The sequence below is a fragment of the Nitrospira tepida genome (assembly GCF_947241125.1).
GTDB classification, from domain to species: domain Bacteria; phylum Nitrospirota; class Nitrospiria; order Nitrospirales; family Nitrospiraceae; genus Nitrospira_G; species Nitrospira_G tepida.
In genome coordinates, this window is record NZ_OX365700.1 from 4,109,257 (window position 1) to 4,129,707 (window position 20,451).

The 20,451-nt window shown below is 64.1% G+C and carries 15 protein-coding genes; all 15 read right to left on the minus strand.

All coding sequences use genetic code 11. From position 1 onward, the window contains the following. Nucleotides 1-5: 5 nt before the first annotated feature. A complete protein-coding gene (locus QWI75_RS19500; protein WP_289270929.1) occupies nt 6-1,688 on the minus strand; it encodes an eCIS core domain-containing protein in 1,683 nt (560 codons plus the stop codon). A gap of 26 nt (nt 1,689-1,714) precedes the next feature. After that, nucleotides 1,715-4,546 carry an eCIS core domain-containing protein gene (locus tag QWI75_RS19505; RefSeq protein WP_289270931.1) on the minus strand — a complete coding sequence of 944 codons (2,832 nt, stop codon included), beginning with the start codon at nt 4,544-4,546 and terminating at the stop codon, nt 1,715-1,717. A gap of 20 nt (nt 4,547-4,566) precedes the next feature. After that, complete coding sequence (locus tag QWI75_RS19510) at nt 4,567-4,998, minus strand: hypothetical protein (RefSeq protein WP_289270933.1); 432 nt, start codon at nt 4,996-4,998, stop codon at nt 4,567-4,569. Between the two features lie 25 nt (nt 4,999-5,023). Then, entirely contained in the window at nt 5,024-5,401 is a 378-nt protein-coding gene (locus tag QWI75_RS19515; protein ID WP_289270935.1) for a hypothetical protein, read from the minus strand. Beyond that, entirely contained in the window at nt 5,398-7,422 is a 2,025-nt protein-coding gene (locus QWI75_RS19520) for an ATP-binding protein (RefSeq protein ID WP_289270936.1), read from the minus strand. Before QWI75_RS19520 ends, QWI75_RS19515 begins: the two co-directional genes overlap by 4 nt. After that, complete coding sequence (locus QWI75_RS19525; protein WP_289270938.1) at nt 7,419-8,729, minus strand: Pvc16 family protein; 1,311 nt, start codon at nt 8,727-8,729, stop codon at nt 7,419-7,421. The genes QWI75_RS19520 and QWI75_RS19525 overlap by 4 nt, the downstream gene beginning before the upstream one ends. Beyond that, the gene (locus QWI75_RS19530) at nt 8,726-9,616 is read right to left on the minus strand and encodes a hypothetical protein (protein ID WP_289270940.1); all 891 of its coding nucleotides are present in this window, start codon (nt 9,614-9,616) and stop codon (nt 8,726-8,728) included. Before QWI75_RS19530 ends, QWI75_RS19525 begins: the two co-directional genes overlap by 4 nt. Next, nucleotides 9,613-10,353 (minus strand): T4 family baseplate hub assembly chaperone, encoded by a 741-nt coding sequence (locus tag QWI75_RS19535; RefSeq protein ID WP_289270942.1) that lies wholly within the window; start codon nt 10,351-10,353, stop codon nt 9,613-9,615. The genes QWI75_RS19530 and QWI75_RS19535 overlap by 4 nt, the downstream gene beginning before the upstream one ends. Before the next feature lie 6 nt (nt 10,354-10,359). Beyond that, a complete protein-coding gene (locus QWI75_RS19540; protein ID WP_289270944.1) occupies nt 10,360-10,887 on the minus strand; it encodes a phage tail protein in 528 nt (175 codons plus the stop codon). A 12-nt stretch (nt 10,888-10,899) separates the two neighbouring features. Beyond that, nucleotides 10,900-12,498 (minus strand): phage tail sheath subtilisin-like domain-containing protein, encoded by a 1,599-nt coding sequence (locus tag QWI75_RS19545; RefSeq protein ID WP_289270946.1) that lies wholly within the window; start codon nt 12,496-12,498, stop codon nt 10,900-10,902. Between the two features lie 95 nt (nt 12,499-12,593). Then, nucleotides 12,594-13,031, minus strand: coding sequence for a response regulator (locus QWI75_RS19550; RefSeq protein ID WP_289270948.1), 438 nt, complete (start codon nt 13,029-13,031; stop codon nt 12,594-12,596). 647 nt (nt 13,032-13,678) lie between these two features. Further along, the gene (locus tag QWI75_RS19555; protein ID WP_289270950.1) at nt 13,679-16,795 is read right to left on the minus strand and encodes an alpha/beta fold hydrolase; all 3,117 of its coding nucleotides are present in this window, start codon (nt 16,793-16,795) and stop codon (nt 13,679-13,681) included. A gap of 95 nt (nt 16,796-16,890) precedes the next feature. Further along, entirely contained in the window at nt 16,891-17,733 is an 843-nt protein-coding gene (locus tag QWI75_RS19560) for a caspase family protein (protein ID WP_289270952.1), read from the minus strand. Between the two features lie 217 nt (nt 17,734-17,950). Further along, complete coding sequence (locus tag QWI75_RS19565) at nt 17,951-19,141, minus strand: class I SAM-dependent rRNA methyltransferase (RefSeq protein ID WP_289270954.1); 1,191 nt, start codon at nt 19,139-19,141, stop codon at nt 17,951-17,953. A 79-nt stretch (nt 19,142-19,220) separates the two neighbouring features. After that, nucleotides 19,221-20,303, minus strand: coding sequence for a cytochrome-c peroxidase (locus tag QWI75_RS19570; protein ID WP_289270956.1), 1,083 nt, complete (start codon nt 20,301-20,303; stop codon nt 19,221-19,223). Nucleotides 20,304-20,451 lie beyond the last annotated feature (148 nt).

Consider the following 20,451-nt stretch of genomic DNA (forward strand, 5'->3'; position numbering starts at 1 on the left):
CCGGTTCACTTTCTTCCACGACCTTTCTTTGGCGTCGGCACCTTCCGGTGCCCCTGAAGCACGCGCTGCGGAGCGGTCAGTTTCAACGTCAGCCAATAGGTGGCGCCTTCCTGAACATCGCCGGCGACCGTCTCCCGCACCAGTTGCACATCGAGGAAATCCGTCGCCCGGATGCCAGCGCCCACCTCCGCCGAGGCCGCGGCGGACACATCACCGCCCGCCGCCAACCCCGCACCGATTGAACCCAACGCAAAAAGCCCGCCCTGCTTGCCCGGGTCGATGCGGACGCCGACCTTGGCCAGGAAGGTGGAACTCTCGCCCGGTCCGGACAGGGACAGGCTCGACTCGAAGTTGAAGGTCAGGTACGTGTTGATGGGCACGAGGGGCAGCGGACGGTCCCTCTTCTCGAGTCCGACGCCCAGACCAAGGCCAAGATGGCTGCCGGCGCCCAGGCTGATAGTCGGCAGAAAGCCATGCCTTCGCGCCAAGCGGTTCAACCGAGGCAAGCCCCGCTCGCCGAGTTCTCCCGCGAGGAATCCCAAGATGGCGGGCACGGCAAAACTCGCCAGATCGGAGTCGAGCCCCTTGGGCAAGGCGATGCCCATCGCCACGCCCGACAGTCGGCCGAAGTGCCGGCCGATCAGGTCGGGATCCTCGGTCGCAATATCGGCGATCAAATGGCCGAGCGCGCGACGCCCCCGTTGCGTGAAGGGTTGCGGTGGATCGGTGAACCCCATCGGGATATCGCAGGTGCCGTCTTGCCTCTGTCCGGACACGGCCGAGATAAAATCCGGGCTGGACTCAACGAACTTGCCGGTTTCCTTGCTGAAACAGACCTGATCACCGGGCGGATACCCTCGGGACGGGGGAATCTCGCGGTAACATTGCAGACCAGGATGAAGTTTCCCCGATTCCTCTGAATCGCGGCACCATTTGCCCTGCTTGACCAGCTTTTGATAGGCGGCCTCGGTCTTACCGGCAGGCTGGCGCTGCACGACGCCGCTTGCGGCCGTTGATTGGACGATCTCCGTGGAGAGGCCGCCAGTGTCGGCGCGTTGATCAAGACGAATCCGATTGGTTCCGGTCTGCTGCACCACGTGCGTCAGTTCATGGGCCATCAGCCGCCGCCCTTCGATCGTGCCTGGTAAGAACTGCCCGGCACCGAACACGATGTGATGGCCCATTGTGTAGGCATGGGCGTTCATGTCTCGCGCCGATTGCTCGGCCGGCGCGCCGGCATGGATGCGCACCTTCGAAAAATCATGTCCGAACCGGGGCTCAAAGAAGGCGCGAGTCGCAGCATCCAACGGTTGCCCGGACGACGAGAGGACCTCATGAACAATCGGTGGAGCCTCCGCGATGCCTTCCGCGGTTTCCATGGCCCGTCGCCGCATGAGGGGGCGCGTCGCTCCGTCTTGCTGTCTTGCGCGGATTTCCCCCGCCGGCATCCGCATCACCTGCTCCGCAACCCGATCCGCTTCCTGCTCGTAGGCGTCACCCGGCTCATTGATCCGCAACTTGGCTTGCACCGGCTCCAGAGGAACCTTCTTCTCCTGACAGGCTTCGCAGGCGCCGCCGAACCCCGCCGCCCCGCCGCAGGAGCACCGGCGCTGGAGGAGTCCCGCCCGCATCGGCATCGGAGGCGATGCCGTCGTGGATCGGCGTTGTGCTGGCGCGTGGAGTTTCATCGTTGCCGATGCCCTCTCTCCTATATCTAAGGTATCGCCTTGACCTTGTAGTACTTCCGCTCAAAGATCACGCCGTCAATTTCGACGTAGTCCATGACCCTGGTCTTCGGTAGTTCTGTCAGCTTGGTGGGGGACAGCAAGGTCACCTCGTCGCCGACCTTGTGGCCGCCTCCCGGCTCCACGCCGTTCTTCCGAAGCCAGTCATTGAGGAACGCGACGTCGCCCACATCGCGCCCAGCAGCCGGTTGCGGCTCACTTTTGAGCCAGTCCGAGATATTCTTATTGATTTGCGCTTCCGGTGTTCCCGGCTGCCCGAATCGTCCTCCTTCAGGCTTGATCATCCATTCCGTAGCTGGTTTCCCGGGAATGGGTCTCTTGTTATGTGGATTGATCTCCTCCAGTTGCGCCCAGCCATGGAAGCGTGATGGATCCCCTTTGGCCGGACCTTCCAGCCCAGCCGGTCCGCCTTTGCCTGTCCTGATATACCAGGCTTGAGGACCTTCGATCGTGTCGACAATGCCCAGCTTTCGGCCTTTATAGACGTACTGCCCCCAGCCTTTGCGCGAGAACATGGCCGTCCTTTGAGTCGGCGTGACATCTCGGGCGGCCTCGGTATCGGCCTTGGACTTCCACTTCGCAAGGGCCTTGGCCTTCTCGTTCGGATCGGCGATTTTCGCGATCTGATTCAGCTCTTCCTCGAGGCCCTTACTGTTCTCGAGCACGCGTTGATACCTCTTGCGAAACTCATCACAGGGATCCGTGCAGATCCACATGCGGCCGTCTTTGGTGATCTTGATGTCGTGGCCGTCCGCCGTTCTGAGTTTGGCCGCGAGGCCCTCGGCGGCCAGTTCCTGCGCCCGCCTGGTGGCGCCTTGCTCCAAGACCTCTTTCGTCGGCTTCCCGGCAGTCTTCTCGGCGACTTCCCCCGCCTTCAAGCCTAGTTTGTTGCGCACGACCTCCGTCGCTTTGCTTGGCATCCTGCCGGCTGCTCGCACGTAGGTGGTGAGATCGCCGGCGCGGTCGGCAAGTTTGAGGGCATCGATCACGAATTTCCACTTGCCGGCGATTTGCGCGATCGCCCCCGCGCCCGCGGTAAGGATCACGATCAGCACCGTCATCATCACCCAGCCCAGCACTTCCCCTTGAAACAGCCCGCGCTTCCAGGGGTCTTTGTTCTCCCACTTGTCCATGAAGTCGCTGGCGATCTCCCCTCGTTTCTCCCAGAGAAGCTTGAGCTGCTTGATCCAGCCCTTGATCATCTTCCAGATGCCGCCGATGTCGCCGGTAATGAGCTTGTAGAGCACCTTCCCGATCGTCTTGATCAGATCCCACGCCCCCTCGAATATCTCGGTCACCGCCTTCCAGGCGCCTTTGAGCAGCCCGACTATCAGCCCTGCGGGGTATTTCAATGCGGCGATGGCGCCGGTGATCGCCGCCGTGGTGAGCGGAATCAATCCCACCGCGCCCGGCCCGAGCGGATGGCCGCTCCGCACCTTCACAAAACGCTGATACTGAGCCTGCATCGCGCGCGCCTCTCGTATGGAAGCGATGCGGCGGCGCACGGGCTCCGGCATGTCCCGGATCGCACTCTCTTGATCGATCAGGTCGACCGAGACGATGACCGGATAGCCCTCTTCGAGCGGAGTCGCGCGCGACATATTGTTGACTTTGGCGAGCTCAATCGGCAGATCGGGATGCCTCGACAGATAGGCCGCGACATCGTTGATCGTGGTTCCTGCGGGGACTTGGTAGGCGAACACGCCTTCTTCCAGCTCGACCCATGTGCCCTTGCCTTTTGCCGGCAGGGTCTTGGCCGGTTCCGGTGTAGGCTGTTCTTCGCTGGTTGTTTTTGCCCCGGCCCGCCTGCGCAGAATCTCGAGCAGCGGCGCACGGAAGTCTCGATCCAGCCTGCCGAAACGGACACGCAGGTGCTTTTGTCTGGCGCCGGCCGGCGCGGTCAATGCCTTCAGCACGATCGCCGCGCCTGCGCCATCGAGCAGGCTGAAGGCGGCGGCCAGCACCCGAAGCCGCATCCGCCAGTTCTCAGGGGTTGACGACATGTTGAGCGTCGCTTCGATGGCGTTCATCGCCGCCATCGTCTCATCCACTCCGCCTGCCGCGAGATACGACGCAAGCACGGCCCGCGCCTCATCCCGGGTCATCTCCCTCACGGCAGGCGGCGCGGGGGCCGTGGCACCCGCCTGCTTCCGCGCGATCCCGAGGCCCATCCCGGCGATCGGCCCGGATGCACCGGTCTGCTGCACGACATGCGCCAGCTCATGAGCCAGCAACCGCCGCCCTTCCATTGTGCCAGGCGAGAACTGCCCGGCGCCGAACACGATGTCGTGCCTCACGGTGTAGGCATGGGCATTCACGTCGCTCGCCGATTGCTCGGCCGGCGCGCCGGAATGGACGCGCACCTTCGAAAAGTCATGTCCGAACCGCGGCTCGAAGAAGGCCCGTGTCGCGGCGTCGAGCGGCCGGCCAGAGGAAGACAAGGCGTCATGGACGATCAACGGAGCCTCCGCCCCTCCCTCTGCACCTCCCATGGCCCGTCGCTGAATGACAGGTCGAGCCGCTTTGTCGTATCCTCCTGCGCGGACTTCCCCGGCCGGCATCCGCATCACCTGCTCGGCCACCCGGTCCGCCTCCTGCTCATAGGCATCGCCCGGCTCATTGATCCGCAACTTGGCTTGCGCCGGCTTCCCGAGAACCTTCTTCTTCTGACAGGCTTCGCAGGCGCCGCCGAACCCCGCCGCCCCGCCGCAGGCGCACCGGCGCTGGAGGACTCCCGTTCGAGCGGATGACCCTGACGCCTCGATGGGAGGCGGGACTCGGCTTTGGACAGGGCCCCTCATCGGTTCAACCGTTCCCCGCATCACACGGCGCCGTGAATCACGTTGGCCAGAATTTGCACCACGCCCATTTCATTGACCGTGACCGACAGCTTCAGCTCGCGCTCGAAGCGCAGGGGCGAGGGAAAGCCGATGGTAAACGTGTCCACCGCGTTGCCCTTGAGCAAGGTGATCCCGTAGGGATTGTGCTCCGTCAATCCCAAGTTGTCGGCCGCCGCGAAGGAGAGGCTGGTGACGTTCCTGCCGTCGATGTCGAGATTGACGAAGGTCAAGTCGGTATTGCCCCCTTGCTTCGAGACCTGCGCCGCCAGAAACACGCCCGGCCCTTTGAGGGTCACCAGTGCATGCTTCCCTTTCGGCGCAGGAGCCTTGAGTCCCTGACTCCGTTGAGGATCGCAGACGCCGGTTGCGCAGCTTCGTGGGGTCCGTTCCGATCGTGCGGTTTGCCGTGCCATGTCCCTCTCCTTTGGTGAGCGCCCATCAGCGGTCTGGCGGAGACGCCTCATTCGCCACCCGCCACCTGTCATAGATTGCCCGTGCGATCTGCCGGCCAATGGTCTCCGCGCGGGAGCCCGGTGCGACCTCGAACGATCCCCCGTCCAGACGGGCCAGATCTCCTCCACCGAACACCGTCGCAGGAAGATCCTGCTCGCGGAGCAGACCATCCAATTCGCGGGTGACCGCCTCGGCGATCGCGAACCGGTCGCGCGGTTCAAACCCGTGCAGCACCAGTTCTCCAATATTGATTTCGTAGGACCGGGGACTGAGGGCTGAGGACTGAGGGAAGGCCTGTTGATAGGCCTGTTCATGATGGTGACCCGACTCGGTCATCAGCTCTCGTTGCTGATCACTCATCATGCCCATCCTCCGATCTCCGTTTCGGTGAGCGGCTTTTCCAGCTTGGCGTATTCGCCGCGGGCTGCGTCGAGCAGGTGCCGCATCCGGATCGGCTCGCCCGCCTCGGCTGCCAGGAAGGCCGCGTTCACCGCGATATTGCGGATGTGGCCCCCCGCCACATTGAGCTTCGCCAGCTTGGCCTCATCAAGTCCTTCGGTCGGCGCGCCCTGCGGAAAGACCCGCCGCCAGATCTCGGCCCGCTGCTCCGGATCCGGGAAGGGAAACTGCACGATGAACCGGATGCGGCGCAGGAACGCCTGGTCCAGCGCGCTCTTCATATTGGTCGTCAGAATCGCCAGGCCCCGATAGGCCTCCATGCGCTGCAACAGATAACTCACTTCGATGTTGGCATAGCGGTCGTGGCTGTCTTTCACCTCGCTGCGTTTGCCGAACAGGGCATCGGCTTCGTCGAACAGCAGGATGGCTCCGCCTTCATCGGCCGCGTCGAACACCCGCCGGAGGTTTTTTTCCGTCTCGCCGATGTACTTGCTCACGACCTGGCTCAAGTCGATGCGATAGAGATCGAGCCGCAACTCGTTGGCCAGGACCTCCGCCGCCATCGTCTTGCCCGTTCCGCTGGCCCCGGCGAACAGGGCGCTGATGCCGAGCCCGCGCGCGCCCTTGGCGGCAAAGCCCCAGTCCTCGTACACCTTCCCCCGCTGCCTCACATGAATGGCCATGTCCCGCAGCCGGCGCCGTTGAAGGTCCGGCAGGACAAGGTCCTCCCAGGTCGCCGAGGGCTCGATCTGTTGCGCCAGTTCGTCCAGCCGCGGGCGCGCCTGTCGGCGGCAGGCGTCCCACAGGCGGGACGCCAACTCGATCGCCTGGACGTCCGCGACATTCTCCGAGGGGCCCGCTGCTCGCGGCGTCTGTGCCTCCGCGCAGGCGGCGTGAATCGCCTGGACGTTCACGCTGAATTGGGAGACCAGCGCCTCCATCCGCCCGTTCAGACTTGCGCCGGCGCTCCCCAGCGCCCTTGCCCAGAGCGTCCGTCGTTCCGCCGTCCCCGGCGCCGGCACATCGAGGCTGATCGTCGAACGGGATCCGGCACGGCGGCGCTCCCGGACCGCCACGACGAGCGGACCCTCGATGGACTCGATCAGCCGCGTCGCCATCCGATCGCGCGCGGCATCGGCCGGCTCCGTGTCGTCGCACTCCAACAGCAGCGCGCTTCCCGTCAGCGCCGCTTCGCGCAGCCACAACCGTTGCATCGCGTCCAGCTCACTCGGCGAGAGCGGAATCAGATGCGCCGACAACCGGTACAACCGCCAGCGCAGGGAGGCGCAGGCCGTAGCGGCGATCATCCGCTTCGCGGCCGGGTCCCGGCCGCACAGTTGCACCACTGGAAGCGCCGTTGCCCGGCTCGCCTGTGACCAGATCCCAGCCAACCGTCCCGCCAAGGTTTGGTGAGAGGGCGCCAATTCGTCCTGCTCTTCCGTGAGGACCTCATCGACCAGCCCAACCAATCGCTCGTCGAGGTGCGACACGCCCGCGAGATCATGCAGGATGCGCTCGTCGATCCTCAGCGGACTCGTGAGCAGCGTCTCGCCCGCTCCCACCTCGATGAGGCGCCACCGCCGCAAGGGCGCCGACGGATTCAGCGCGCTCCAATGCGGCTCCGGCAGCGCCGCCAAGGCCAGGCTGAAGGTGGGATAGGTCCGGCGCGGGTCGCCCTGCGCAGCCGCGCACTTGGCTCCCCAGGCCGCATCGAGTTCCATGCCGGCGCACAACAGGAGCAAGGCCCGCTCGAACGGCGAGAGCCCGAACGTGGCGCAGAGCCTGTCCAAGGCCGCGGGCGCCGGCAGGACCTCTTGCGCCATCCGAATCGCTTCCTGCTCTGAGTCGGCCGAGGCCTCGTCGAACGGGACGTCATCCGTGGCCTGCGCGGCCCGGCGTTCCAAGACCCTGCGGAGCACAGCCAGTTCCGCCATCAAAGAGCGTTGGTTGGCCTCGTGCCAGGAGACTGTCTCGGTCCGGTTCATGGCGTGATCGTGACGGTCTGATTGAAAAACACCGGCGGGGTGACCGCTCGATTCACCAGCAGGCTGTCCACCCCGTCCACGCGCAAACGGATGAAGAATGTCTCGGGTTTGGCTTTCTTGACCACGAACGAAAGCCGGTCGGTCTGCGGCGGATGCGGCTGCGCCGGGATCTCGCGATCGCCGAGGATCAGGGCGGCCCGTTGTGCCGGCCGGACCTCAGGCCGGACGGTGAGCGCGATCGTCGCATCGCCGTTCGCGTCCCGCACGATGCTGAGCGGCAAGGGCGTCGTCACGGTCGGCGCCAGGGTAAAGAACAACTCGTTCGTCGTCCGTTGAAACGTCTCGCCCGGTCGCTGAAGCACGACGGCCATGGCATAGAGGCCCGCCGGCCACTGTGCCGGCTCGTTGGGGATTGTGACCTGGAGCCGAGTCGCCGTGCGACCCTCGAGCGGAGCCAGGTCCAGGGCATTCGGCAGCCGGGGATTCGTCACGCGCACGGTCGCATTCGTGCCGTCCAGGTGACGGCCTTCGATCGTCAGGGTCTCGCCGAGTTGAACGCTCGGCTGCCGGTTCGGCGCGGTGACCGAGAGGATCGTAGGAAACGGGGATATCAGGTCACCCTGCACCGAAACCCCCTGTTCTCGCTGCGTGACCGGGTCCACCGGGCCCCGTGTCAGCACCGGCAACGATGCCTTGGCTGGTTTCTGCGATTCGATGAGCACGACCGACACCTGATAGGCCGCGGTCGGCCGATATCGGGCTTGGAGTGCCGACCAGAGCTTCGACATCTCCTCGCTGTTGAGCGCGGCCGGGATGATCTTGATCTGTTCCACTTGCTCGGCGAGATCGGAGGCGGACAGGGCCTGCAACGCCGGAGGCAGGATGGTCCCGTTCACCGGCGACGGGATGAGCGCGGTCCGGATCGCCTGGCGGGACAAGACGGGCGTGTCATGGAGCAGTTGCATGGCATAGCCCAGCAGGATCTCGGCATGAAGATCTTCCGCGCCATACGCGGTCAGCAGGTAATGCAAATCCAGCGCGAGCGGAGGATTCGTCAGCCGCTCGCCCCGTTCATCCCGCGACGGCAACCCGGCGTTGCGCCACCCGGGATTGGGCGTCACCTGATGCAGAAACAGGTTGAGTTGGTTGCCTTCCTGCGTCCCGGCCGCAAAGACGCGATCCGGCGGGAGCGCGGTGACCGTGACATTGCCACCGACGGCGCCCGTCACATTGTGGTCGATCAATCCGTTGTTGAGGAGATCCTTCAACACGGCCGTGACTCCTGCGATCGCCAGCGCGTTGCTCATCGCGGTCCACCCGAACGTGGCGCGAGATACTCCTGGAGCGACCGAGACGGGCGCGGCGGCTCGCGCTTGGGCTTGGGAACCGGCGGCGGCATGATCGCCCGAACGTCGATGCGCCCGATGCTGACCCGCACGACGGGTCGTTGAGGCTCCGCCGTCGCCGATCCTGTTCGTGGTTGCGACAGGGGCAACCCGTCCGATCTGACGATCCATGAGCGAGGCCCAACCGAGGCCGACTCCGCCTGACGGCGTGTCTGGACGACTCGCGGTTGGAACGCACCGGCTTTGAGTGACTCCTGAGACGGTGCTCGCCGACCATTGGCTTCTAACCTCCCCACATCGGCCGGCACATGGTGACCACTTGGATTACCCGGGTCGGCCGGCCATGCCGGCGCCGATTCAATCGCTGGAGCGGCCTGAGAGCCATCCGGTTTGGCGAGCTTGATTTTCCTGTCGATCGTCATGCGCGGGCGAACATGCGACATATCCGGCTCGAGATCGGGTCGTTTGCCGGGCATCCGAGCGTCCGGCGTTCTGTCGGCAATGATGGACTCGCGGTCGGCCCCAGCCGGGACTGGATTGAATGCCGCGCCCCATGGCGATGACTTCCCCGATTGTTCCGATTGCCCCGGAGGAACCCGGACTTCCGCCGGCACTTGCCCGGCCTGCTCCGCAGGATAGCCCGGACCCTGCCGTTCCATCGCGATGTCCCGGAACAGCCCGAACGAGATGGAATCGGCTGATGATGGTTCACGCTGCCATGGCACCGCCGGCTCCTCGATCTCCGGGACGGCGCGCCTCGCCGGTTCAAACTTCGTTGCGAGCCTGGGCCGGATCGTCTCCGCCCCGCTCAGACTTCGCTCGGCCACATGGGTCAGGTATCCGCTCATGGTCCGACCAATTCGAGGTACGCCTGTCGCCGCCGGGGACTCAACGCGAGGATCTCCGCCTCACGCCATCCATAGGCGGATGCCAGCACATGCACGTCCTGGAGCAGGCGAAAGGCCCAGGCATGAATTTCACTCCAGAAAAACGACACAATGTCGAAGCCGGCCTGCCATCGATGGCCGCAGTGGGGGCAGGCGATGGAAAGTTGCAAATCTCCCTGCGGATCGGCTTCCGCCATCCGTGCCTCCGCCATCTGCACGATTTCCTCCGGCACGTCATCCGCCCGGCAGACCGCTCCGTCACGCCGCGCGTCGAGCACACAGCGCTCGAAGAGCCTGCGCCTGGCTTCCGGCAGGCTGTTCGCCGCCGCGGCCACCTCTAGATCGCGACTGTTGGGCAGGCGGATCCGCAGGTCGTAGCCATCGGCTTGCACCGACAGCGCAGGCTCCGCCGTCGAACGGTTGGACGCGGCGCCCCGCACGTCGTCCACGGTGAAGGCCAGATCCAGCATCGCCTGACATTGGGCACAGGTCGCCAGGCCTTCGAGCGTCGTTCCGAAGATCCGCTCCCGAAGCTCGAGCAAGGACCAGTCTCGTTCTCCGATGCTGAGATCGGCCAGCGCGTCGCGGGGTCGGTCCGGGCAGGCCGCGGCCAACAACAGCAGCGCGCGCTCGACATCCGATTGCGCCGCCCCCTGCTCCCACAAGGCCAGCAAGTCGCCGGTTGCGAGCCTGCGCATGGCTGCTTATCCGGCCGGCTCCGTGAACGCCGGCTCGCTCGGCTCCGTCACCTGATAGTCCCGCTCCCAGCCTTCGTTCTCGAGCTTGATCGTCTGAATCGCCACGGCGTTGGCGTTCGCATCGAGATCAGGCAGGGCCTGATACTCCGAGACCCAACAGCGATACACTTTGTACGCGATCGCCAATTGCCCCGCCTCGTTGTACATCTCGATGATGATGTCCTTGCGAAAATCCTTGAGCGAGACTTCCGCGCCGAGGCCGGACCCGAAGTTCCACACCTTATTGGCCCATTTTTCGAACTCCGTGTCGTGCGTGACGCCGCGCTCCAGCGTAATGGCCTCATACTTCGTTCGGCCCGGGGACTTGCGGCCGGTGCTGGGATCGCCGCCCTCGCGATGTTCGACAACCTCGGTCGACCGTTTCAGCGAACCGACCTTGCTGACGCCGGCGACGTAGCGCCCGTCCCATTTGACGCGGAATTTGAAGTTCTTGTACGGATCAAAGCGCTGAACATTGACGCTGAACTGGGCCATAGCGCGTCCTCCTTATGCCTGAATCTGACCGGCCATCTGCTGAATCTTGATGATCACGAACTCGGCCGGTTTGAGCGGCGCAAAGCCGACCACGATGTTGACGATGCCCAGATTGATGTCGTGCTGGGTCGTCGTTTCCTTGTCGCACTTCACGAAGTAGGCCTCTGCCGGCGTCTTGCCCTGGAAGGCGCCCTGCCGGAAGAGGTTCTGCATGAAGGCGCCGATGTTGAGCCGGATCTGCGCCCACAAGGGCTCGTCGTTGGGCTCGAAGACGACCCACTGCGTGCCGCGGTAGAGGCTCTCCTCGATGAACAACGCGGTCCGGCGGACGGGGAGGTATTTCCATTCGGACGCCAGGCGGTCGTCCCCTTGCAGCGTGCGGGCGCCCCACACCACGAGCCCGCTCGGCGGCATGGCGCGCAGGCAATTGATCCCCAACGGGTTCAGTTCCCCGTTTTCTCCGTCGGTGAGGTTCACGCTCAGCCCCACCGCGCCGGTGATGGTCGCGTCCAGCCCGGCCGGCGCCTTCCACAGCCCTCTGGTCGCGTCCGTGCGGGCCAGGATGCCGGCCACCGCTCCGCAGGGAGAAACCTGTTCGAGCTGTCCGTTGCGCAGCGGATTCGGCTGGACGAGCCGGGGAAAATACAACGCGGCGTTCTTGCTCCTGGTCCCGACCGCGCCGACGCCGCTTTTGGCGTCCCCTTTGTCGTCCCAGTTGCTGGGCGGATCGACGATCAGCATGGCGCGGCGCTTTTCACAATAGACGGCTGCCGCCCCGACCAGGGTGGCGTCCACGTCCTGATTGGCGATCCCGGAGCTGCTCTTGTAGGGAGGCAGGCAGAGCAGGTTGAAGAGATCGGCCTGCTCCAGCGCATAGAGGCCTTGCTTGGCCGCCTCCTTGCCGGCTCCCGTGAACGATTCTTCGTTGAGATCCTGGCCGTCGGACGCCTGATCGGCCGCAGCTACGCCGTCGGAGGCGTTGTTGTCCTCCCAGACGGTCTTGCCCGCCGCCGGCGCGCCGTGGGCGGTCGGGGCCGCCAACGTCTTCACCCGCATCAGCAAGGATTCATTGGCGAGTATCCGGTCCACCCGGCGCGCGCTCTCCACCGTGGTGACGTTGCGGAACATCTGTTCGGCACCTGTTTTCATGTCGCGGAGGAGCAGGGTGAAGAGATCCGTCGGGCCGACGCCGAGCGCCGGCGCGACCTCGGCGGCGATCGCAGGATCCACCGCTTCGATCCGGGCGCGGAGCTGGTTGCCCCAGGAGCCAGGCTCCGCCGCCTCCAGGACCAGATTGTTGGCGTTCAGTTGCGGGACCGCCGGTTTGGCGCCGGTGCCGCTTTCCGCGCGATAGAGTCTGACGATGATCGCCTGGCTGCCACCGTTCGCGTAGAAATCACGCACGGCGAACCCCAGCGCGGAGCCGCTCCAGAGCCCGCCGAACGTCCGCTCGAAATCGGCGAAGCTGTTGATCGTGATCGGCTTGTCCACAGGCCCGCGCAAGGCCCGTCCGATGAATGCCGTGATCGACGTGGCCACTCCAGTGATCGTTCGGACGCCCCCTCGCACTTCCTCGATATAGACTCCTGGATAGGTCGGTGAGATTGGCATTGCCCTCCTCCACTCCTGAGATTAGCGGTTGCTTGCCGTCGCTTCATCCATGCGTCATGTCGATCGGGGCGCTTCCGGTGGTCGCCCGCGAGGCCTCAGCCCTCCCGCTCACTGCAGGGATCCCGCACGGCGGTGCGGAGCCTGTCGATAACATCCTGTTTCTTGATCTCGGCCAGGGCATGCCGGCGCGAACACATCTGCCGCACGAACCCGGCCGTCATATCGGCCGTGACGCCGAGGATCGTGAGGTCCGGATACACGGCCAGCAACTGACTGCAGAGTCCCGGCTCTTGCGTTCCCTCATGCGCGAGAATCACGGCATCGGCCTTGGTCCTCCCCGCCTCTTGCAGAATTTTCATGGGGCCCCGGCAGTCGCCCACGATCTCCATGTCTTCTTGTTCCTCCACCAGATTGCGAATGTCGTCCGGAAGCATCAGGGGATGGTTCGCCAGCAATATTCGGATCTTCTCCACCTTTACCTCCGGGCGAAGCCGTCGCCCCTTGGTATAGAGCGATTGGTTGATCGAGCCCATAGACCCTGGTACTGATTCGGGTCTAGAGGGAGCGGCAAAGAAGGTCTAGCCCGCATTATTCATGACGATTCGTGGCGTTCCACCCGTTGCATGAGAGGCGCAACGGGTACCCGGCAGTCGCCAGGCGTTGGACCCATTGCATGGAAAAGCGCAATGGGTGCCCCCAAGCACAGCCGCGAAGAACCAAGGCGTACTTGAAACAGTACGTCGAGGGGCGCACGGCGCGATGAATAAAAGAGCGCCACGTCTGTGCGCGCCGCCGAGTTGGTGAGGCGGCCGGACCCGAGCGGCGAGCACGCCCGCCATCAGGCTCTGTCGCAGCGGCGAATCGGGGCGCCCGTTGCTCCTCTGTTGCAATGGGCCAAAGCAGCAGAAGCGTTCATGAATAATGCGGGCTAGGAAAGGGAGGCTTGAACTGAATTCTGAGGAGTGCGCGACGCTTTTCCGATAGACGAAAGTCAGGATGCAGATAGGCCTAATTGGCCCTTACTCAGTGACTTATGGTCGGCACGAAATAGGGGATGCTCTTCCGGGGCTGGGACAGGCACCGCCCAAGTCAGCGGAACCAATCCCCTCGACTCCATGCGCGAGAGCACATTGCATTTTCCCTGGAATGGGTCGTGATGCAACGAGTGCAATGTGCCGGGCTAGCTCCGGACTTTCAGCACGAAATCCGGACTGCCATAATGGATGTAGTCCGCCCAATCGAGAAACCGGTGCTCTTTCAGGGTCTGGCGCGCCGCCAAGAGAGACCGGGCCACCGACTGGCCTTCGATCAGTTGGCCGTACAATGTCTTGGCGAACTCCTCCGCCGGTTCATCGCCCACGGGCCAATAGGTCCCCACATAGGTCGCCGCCCCTCCGCGCAGGAACGCCTCGGCAAAGCTGACCGAGACTTCCAGCGGATCGGCCATCGGCGACGCTTCCTTCCGGCTCGACGCTCGTTTTCTCCTTGGCGTTTTGGGCCGCCACACCCGCACCCGCCCCGCTTCACAGGCGTTGAAAAAGGCCATGCTCGGCAGCGTGGGAAGCGACATCAGGTCCGGCCCGGTCAGGATCTCGTCGCCGTGGCACACAATCCCGCTCTGGCTCAGGTCGGTACGATCATAATAGGCATGTCCCGCATAGTGCACGACATCGTATCGGCCCCCCTTCAACTCCGCGAGCAGGCGGGCTCTGGTCGCCTGCTGCTCCCTCACGACCGTCAGCTCCACCCCCCGTTGGGCTTTCAGCACCTCTTCAACCAGCTTGCCTTCCGCCGCCGCGCCGGCTAGGTCTTGCGTCGGATTGACCACCAAGAGCACCCGCAAGATGGCATCCTGCCGCTGTTCCTCCCGCCACTTGGCCACCGAGAGATTCGAGGCGAGATAGCGACGGCTGATCCCCTGCAATAAGGCCGGACTCTTTCCATCGATCACCAAGGTTTCCCAGGGAATGCGGGAGGCCGCCAGGTCGTGCACCACGACGAGATGGCGATCTTCCAGACCGGGACTCGCCAAGACCTCTTGAATCTTGGGATGGAGCACCAGTTGTCCCAGCTTCTTTCCGTAGGCGGTCAGTTCCTCCTCGTTCTTGACCTTGAGCCGCCCGCCACCCGTTACTGCGAGATGCGCTTCAAGCTCGGCCTTCGGAGGGATGGCGTCCTCCGTAATAATGGCGGCGCGGCCGCCCGCGGTCAGCACCGCCGCCTGAAACACCGTCGAGTCCGGCGCGCTGGGCAGTTGGCGGACGAACAAATAGACGGGATCTTCTCCCCGCCCGGAGACCAAGGCTCGCGCCCCTTCCATCGCCGACACATCCAACGGCGGGAAGACCTCCTCGTTGATCGTCAGCTCGGCGCCCTGGAACAGGGGCGTGCTGGCCAAGTCGTACACGGTGCGTTTCAATTCCTCATAGCGCGCCTCGTCCCGTTCGCACAGGATGACGCGACGGAACCGCTGCCCGCGATCGGCATCCTGGAGCGCCTTGAGGAAGCCGGCGAACATCTGCTTGACCACGGCGGCCACGCTCGATCCGGTGCTGCCGCCCAGAATCACGGTCGCGAACTCCTCAACCCGCGCGCGCAGGAAGACCCGCAGGACGTTCTCGGACACCAGTTCCTGCATATCCGGCGTGAATCGGTCGAAGGTGCCCATGCCGGCCAGCATGATCATTTCCGTTCGCAAGCTCGCTCGATTGACCGGCATCAGGAAGGTCTCCCCGACCACGCCGGTAAACATGCGTCGTTCCGTAAACTCCCGAATCATCCCGCCCAAGCGGTCGTCCAAAGCCCGCGCGGCCCCGGTCGGAGTCACTTCCTGGAAAATGCCGAGGACGCAGGCCCGCGTGTCCACGTCGGCGATATTGCCCTTCACGAGCGTGACATCCAACTCTCGTTGGTACCGACGCCCCACCACAAGGTTTTCGAACCGCGCCGTGCCCTCCGGGACCGCCTGGGCCTGGGCCGCTCGCCGGCCGATCGGCGCCGGCGGCGCCGCCACCTCCGCCAAGGCCACCCGGATGTCACGCGCGGTCAATTGCTTGCCGCGTCGCCCTTCATAGACGTTCTGCCGCAGCTCTGCGCCCCGCAGCACCCGGACGGCCGCTCCTCGCGGCGGGCTCCATTGCGTCATCACCCGCTGCGGCGCGGTCCCGTTAAGAATCGAGACCACCGCATCGCGCACGATGCCGTTGTTCGGAAGGCTGCCGTGGCTCTCCTCGACATAGTACGTCGGCACATCCTCAAGCCTCGCGAAATCCAGGGGGACGGTCCCGTCTCCGGCTCTCGAGACTTCATAGGCGAAGTCTCCGTTTTCGATCCGCATGCCGGTGATCGTGTCTTGGTTCACCCCCGCGATGAGCACGAACCGCTTGTCGCCCGAAGCCAGCTTGGCATGGACCGGCTCGATGGCGCGAAGCAGGTCCGCGCGAGGGCGCGGGCCGGTGGTCGGCCAGGTCGCCTCGTCGTACAGATTGACCGCGCTGAACTTTTCTTTCCACGGCATCATCTGGTACAGCCCGGGAAACGTCGAGAAGACGTCCGATGCCAGTTCCTCGGGGCCGTGCGCGAGATCGAACGCCGCCACTTTCTTGACCACGTCGTACGTTCCGCGAAGCGCCTGAGGGATGGCAAACGACCCATAGTTCGGCGTGCCGAGCATGATCAGGCGCTCGACATTGGCCGCCCCGGCCTTGAGGGCCGCTCGCGCGACGAGGCCGCCCATGCTGTGGGCCACGAGATGGACCGGTTTCTGTTCGTCATTGATCCGCTTGGCAAACTTCGCTCCCAGCGAGGGGAGATCGCGTCGCCAGTCGTAGGGGTGAAAGTCCGCGTCAAACCCCGCGGCGCGCAAGGAAAGCTTGATCATCAGATATGCAAACAGGAGCACGCCGAGCGGCACCACGTCGTCCTTGCCCTGGTCCAACGCCAGCTCGTTCAGCTCTCCGGCAAGAATCCCGATCGGATCGATCCAAATCACATCGTCGAGCAACAGCCGCTTGCGGCCCAGCTTGGACCCCATGATTCCCGGCAAGATGAACACGCGAGGCCCCCCGCGAACCGAGCGCGCGGAAGCCTGGCGGGCCAGATCGCGAAGCTCCTGGTAGTTCTCTTCGCCGAAGTACTCTTCCAGCGCGCCCCGATATTCTCCGGTCGACAGCGCGCGCTCGACCGCATCGTCCGCGAGCGCGTAGCCGGCGAACTCACGTTGCGCGAGAGCGCCGTCCACCTTTCGGAGTTTCGCGCCGGCTCTTGAGCGAGCCGATCGCCTTTGTCGCTTCTTCATCGCTCATTCCTTCCCAAGCCAAAGCGGCCATCGCCCGTGCCATCGACGGCCCGCGTCGTTCCCTGCCTCACGCCGGTCGTGGTGTCGCGGTTCACTTAACTCTCCGACGACAGGAACGGTCGGTCGAACTTGCCCTTGTTCCCTTCGAGCTGTGGCACCTGGTCGTAGTTTCCTTTGAGCTTGGCCGATGTCCGCTTGTGCAGCTCCCGGTAGCTGAGCCGGCCCTTCGCCTCCTTGATGCTCTCGACGAGATAGTACGTAAGCGCACCGTTGTACGAGCCCTTGATGAACGCATCGGCGGAGGTTTGCGTATCGCGGCAACCGGTGACCAGCAGCTCGCAGATGTCCGCATGCACCACATCGCTCTTTTTTCGCTTGGCCCGTGGCGAGGCCCGAAGCTCGCCTTTGACCGCGCCGCGCAGCCTGCGGCCGGACTCTGTCGCGACCAGATCCCAGGGGCTGGGCAGGTACCGTTCCTTGATCGGCGCATCCGGCGGCAGGAACGCGCGGGTGTTCGTGCCGGAGTGACAGCAATCCATGATGACAGTCAGCGCCACACCGGCCCGCAGCTTGTTGAAAGTCTTTCTGAGCCAGTCGTCCCGGAGGGGATCTTTCCAGTCCAAGTCGGTCGGACAGAGGATTTCATCCCGTTTATCGGCCTCATCTCCGTCATCGTCCGGCACATTGGAACCATGTCCCGAATAGTGCAGCAGGAGCACGTCCCCTTTCTTCGCGCCCGAGATCAGCTTGGCAATGGCTTTTTCCATAGCCGTCTTCGTGGCGGCATAATCGGTCAACGTCACGATGTCTTTTGCGGCAAACCCATAATAGGTCGTCAGGACCCCTTGCAGGTTGCGCACATCGTTCACGCACCCGCGTAGGTCCGCTCCCGGCACCCGATACTTGTTGATTCCGATCAGGACGGCGCGTCGTGCCATGGTCACCTCCTTGTGCAAGGCCGCATCGCGACGGCAGGATACGGTTCATGTCCGGCTAAGTCAACGACTGCTTCGGCAGGAATACGTGTATTCCCCTGACCCTTACAGTCACGAGAGCAGGCGAAGAAGTGGCGCTCAGAAGAGACTTCGTAGCCGTCAGGAGAGGATTCACAGCCACCGAGTATCGCGGAGGCCTATGGGTGGGGAGCGGGGCCGGCTAATTGACCTTGATGATGAGGCACTTCAGGTAACGGGTCTCAGGCATGGACAAGCGCACCGGATGGTCCGGGCCGGCTCCGCGCCGCTCGATGATCTCGATTCGTTTCCTTGCCTGCCTGGCCGCCGCCTCCACCGCGGCACAGAGATCGCCTTCGCTCACATGATGAGAGCAGGAACAAGTGACCAGGAGCCCGCCGGGACGGATCAGATTCAGCGCCAGCCCATTGATGTGTCGATAGCCCTCGACCGCCCGGCCCCGGACGGATCGGCTTTTGGCGAAGGCCGGCGGGTCGAGAATCACCAGATCGAACCGCCGCCGCGACCGGCCGAGTCGTTTCAATGCCTGCTGCGCGTCGGCCTGGCGATACTCACAGATCTGCGCCACCCCGTTCAGCTCGGCATGGAACCTGGCCGACTCCACGGCGGATCGGCTCACGTCCAAGCCTGACACGGAACGGGCGCCTCCCAGGGCTGCATGGGTACCGAAGGCGCCGGTATGACAGAAGGCATCCAGGACATCCCGCTCCTTGGCCAGGGCGGCGACGGCCAGCCGGTTGTTGCGTTGATCGCAAAACCAACCCGTCTTCTGTCCCCGCTCGATATCCACAAGAAATCGAGCCGGCCCCTCGGTGATCTCGACGCGAAGCGGCCCTTCACCGCGAAGAAACCCCCGTTCCAGAGGGAGCCCTTCGTGAGCGCGCGCCGGCGCGTCGTTCCGGAGATAGATCGCCTCCGCACCAGTGTGGCGGAGCAAGACTTCTCCTAACTCCTCGCGCCGTTGATCCATGCCGACCGTCAAGGTCTGCATGACCAGGACCAGCCCGTAGCGATCGACGATCAATCCCGGCAATCCATCCCCTTCCGAATGGACGAGCCGATAGGCGGTGGTGCCGGAAATGACAGAACGGCGACGCGCCACTGCTTCGGCGATCCGGTGATCCCAGAAGGAGGCGTCGATGGTTTCGTGACCGGACGTGAGGAGCCGCACACGGAGCTTCGACTGGGGACTATAGAGGCCCTGTCCGCACCAATGCCCGTCTTGGGCGGTGACCATGACTAGGTCTCCGGGCTTCAGATCTCCCGAGATGGAATCGATGTCCCCCTCGTAGATCCAGAGGTGGCCGGCCAGAATCCGCCGCTCGCAACCGGCGCGGAGTCGGACGGACGCCGTCTCGCTCTTGCCTTTCAACGAGACCCTCCGAGGAGCTACGGGGAATGGACGGGCGGCGGAGGCGTCACGAGCGGCGCCTCCGCCCTGATCGAGGATCTTACTTTTTCGGCAGCTTGGGGAGTTCCATCTTGATCGGCTCGCCGGTCAAGGCCTGAAGGAAGGCGAGCAGATCGCTTTTCTCTTCCGGCGAGAGCCCCAGCGGCTTGATGTAGGGATCGAGGTTGGGATTGGCCCCGCCCCCCTTGTCGAGAAAATCCAGCACCTCCTCCAATGTCTTGAACGCGCCGTCATGCATGTAGGGCGCGGTTTCCGTGATGCTCCGCAACGTCGGGGTCTTGAACGAGCCCCGGTCGGTTTCAAGGCCCGTGACGCCGTAACGGCCAAGGTCTTCCTTGAGCGGGCCGACTTGAGGCACGCCCAGGTTGTGGAACTGGTTGTCGGTGAAGTTCGGCCCGTTGTGACAGAGGATGCAGCGCGCCTTGCCCTTGAAAAGGTCCATGCCCCGGACGGCGGCCTGGCTCATCGCGTTCTGATCCCCCTTCACATACTTGTCGAAGGCCGAGTTCGTGGAGAGGATCGTCCGCTCGAACGAGGCGATCGCCTCGGCAATCCCCTGCAAACTGACATCGGTGCCGAACACCGCGCGGAACTGGTTTCGATAGCCTTGGATCTTGTTCAGTTTCGCGACCACGTTCTCGTGGGTCTCTCCCATTTCGACTGGATTGTGTATGGGACCGATGGCCTGCTCCTCAAGCGAACCGGCCCGGCCGTCCCAGAACTGAACCGGATTGAAGCCGGTGTTCAGGACCGTGGGAGCCTGTCGCCCGCCGATCTTGCCGTCGATGCCGATCGAGGTTTGGCGGGGATCGGCGAATCCTGCCCCGGGGATGTGACAGAAGGCGCAGGGAATCGCGCCGTTCTTGGACAAGCGGCCATCGAAATAAAGCTGCCGGCCCAGTTCGACCTTGGCCTTATAATTCAAGTTGCCGCCCGGAGTCGGCGCGGCATTCGGCAATGGGCCGATGTCCGGAACGGTGATGCTGTCGAGGGTCACCAAGGGCCAACCGGCCTCCCCTAACTCATGCGCGAGGGCGGCCACGCAGGCGATCGCGCCGATCCCAGCGGCGAAGGCCAGCACCGGGACGAGATTGCCCGCACCACTGCGAGGACCTGTGCTCATCGATCCACCTCCATACCAAGCTTTGCTTGAACCGGCGGCTCATCGGGCGAAGCCCCTCTTCATTGACGCCGCCGGAGAACCCCTCACGTGATTGGCTTCCTTCGATCTATGCTTTGCTTGAGCCGGCGCCTCTTTTTCGCTGTATCGA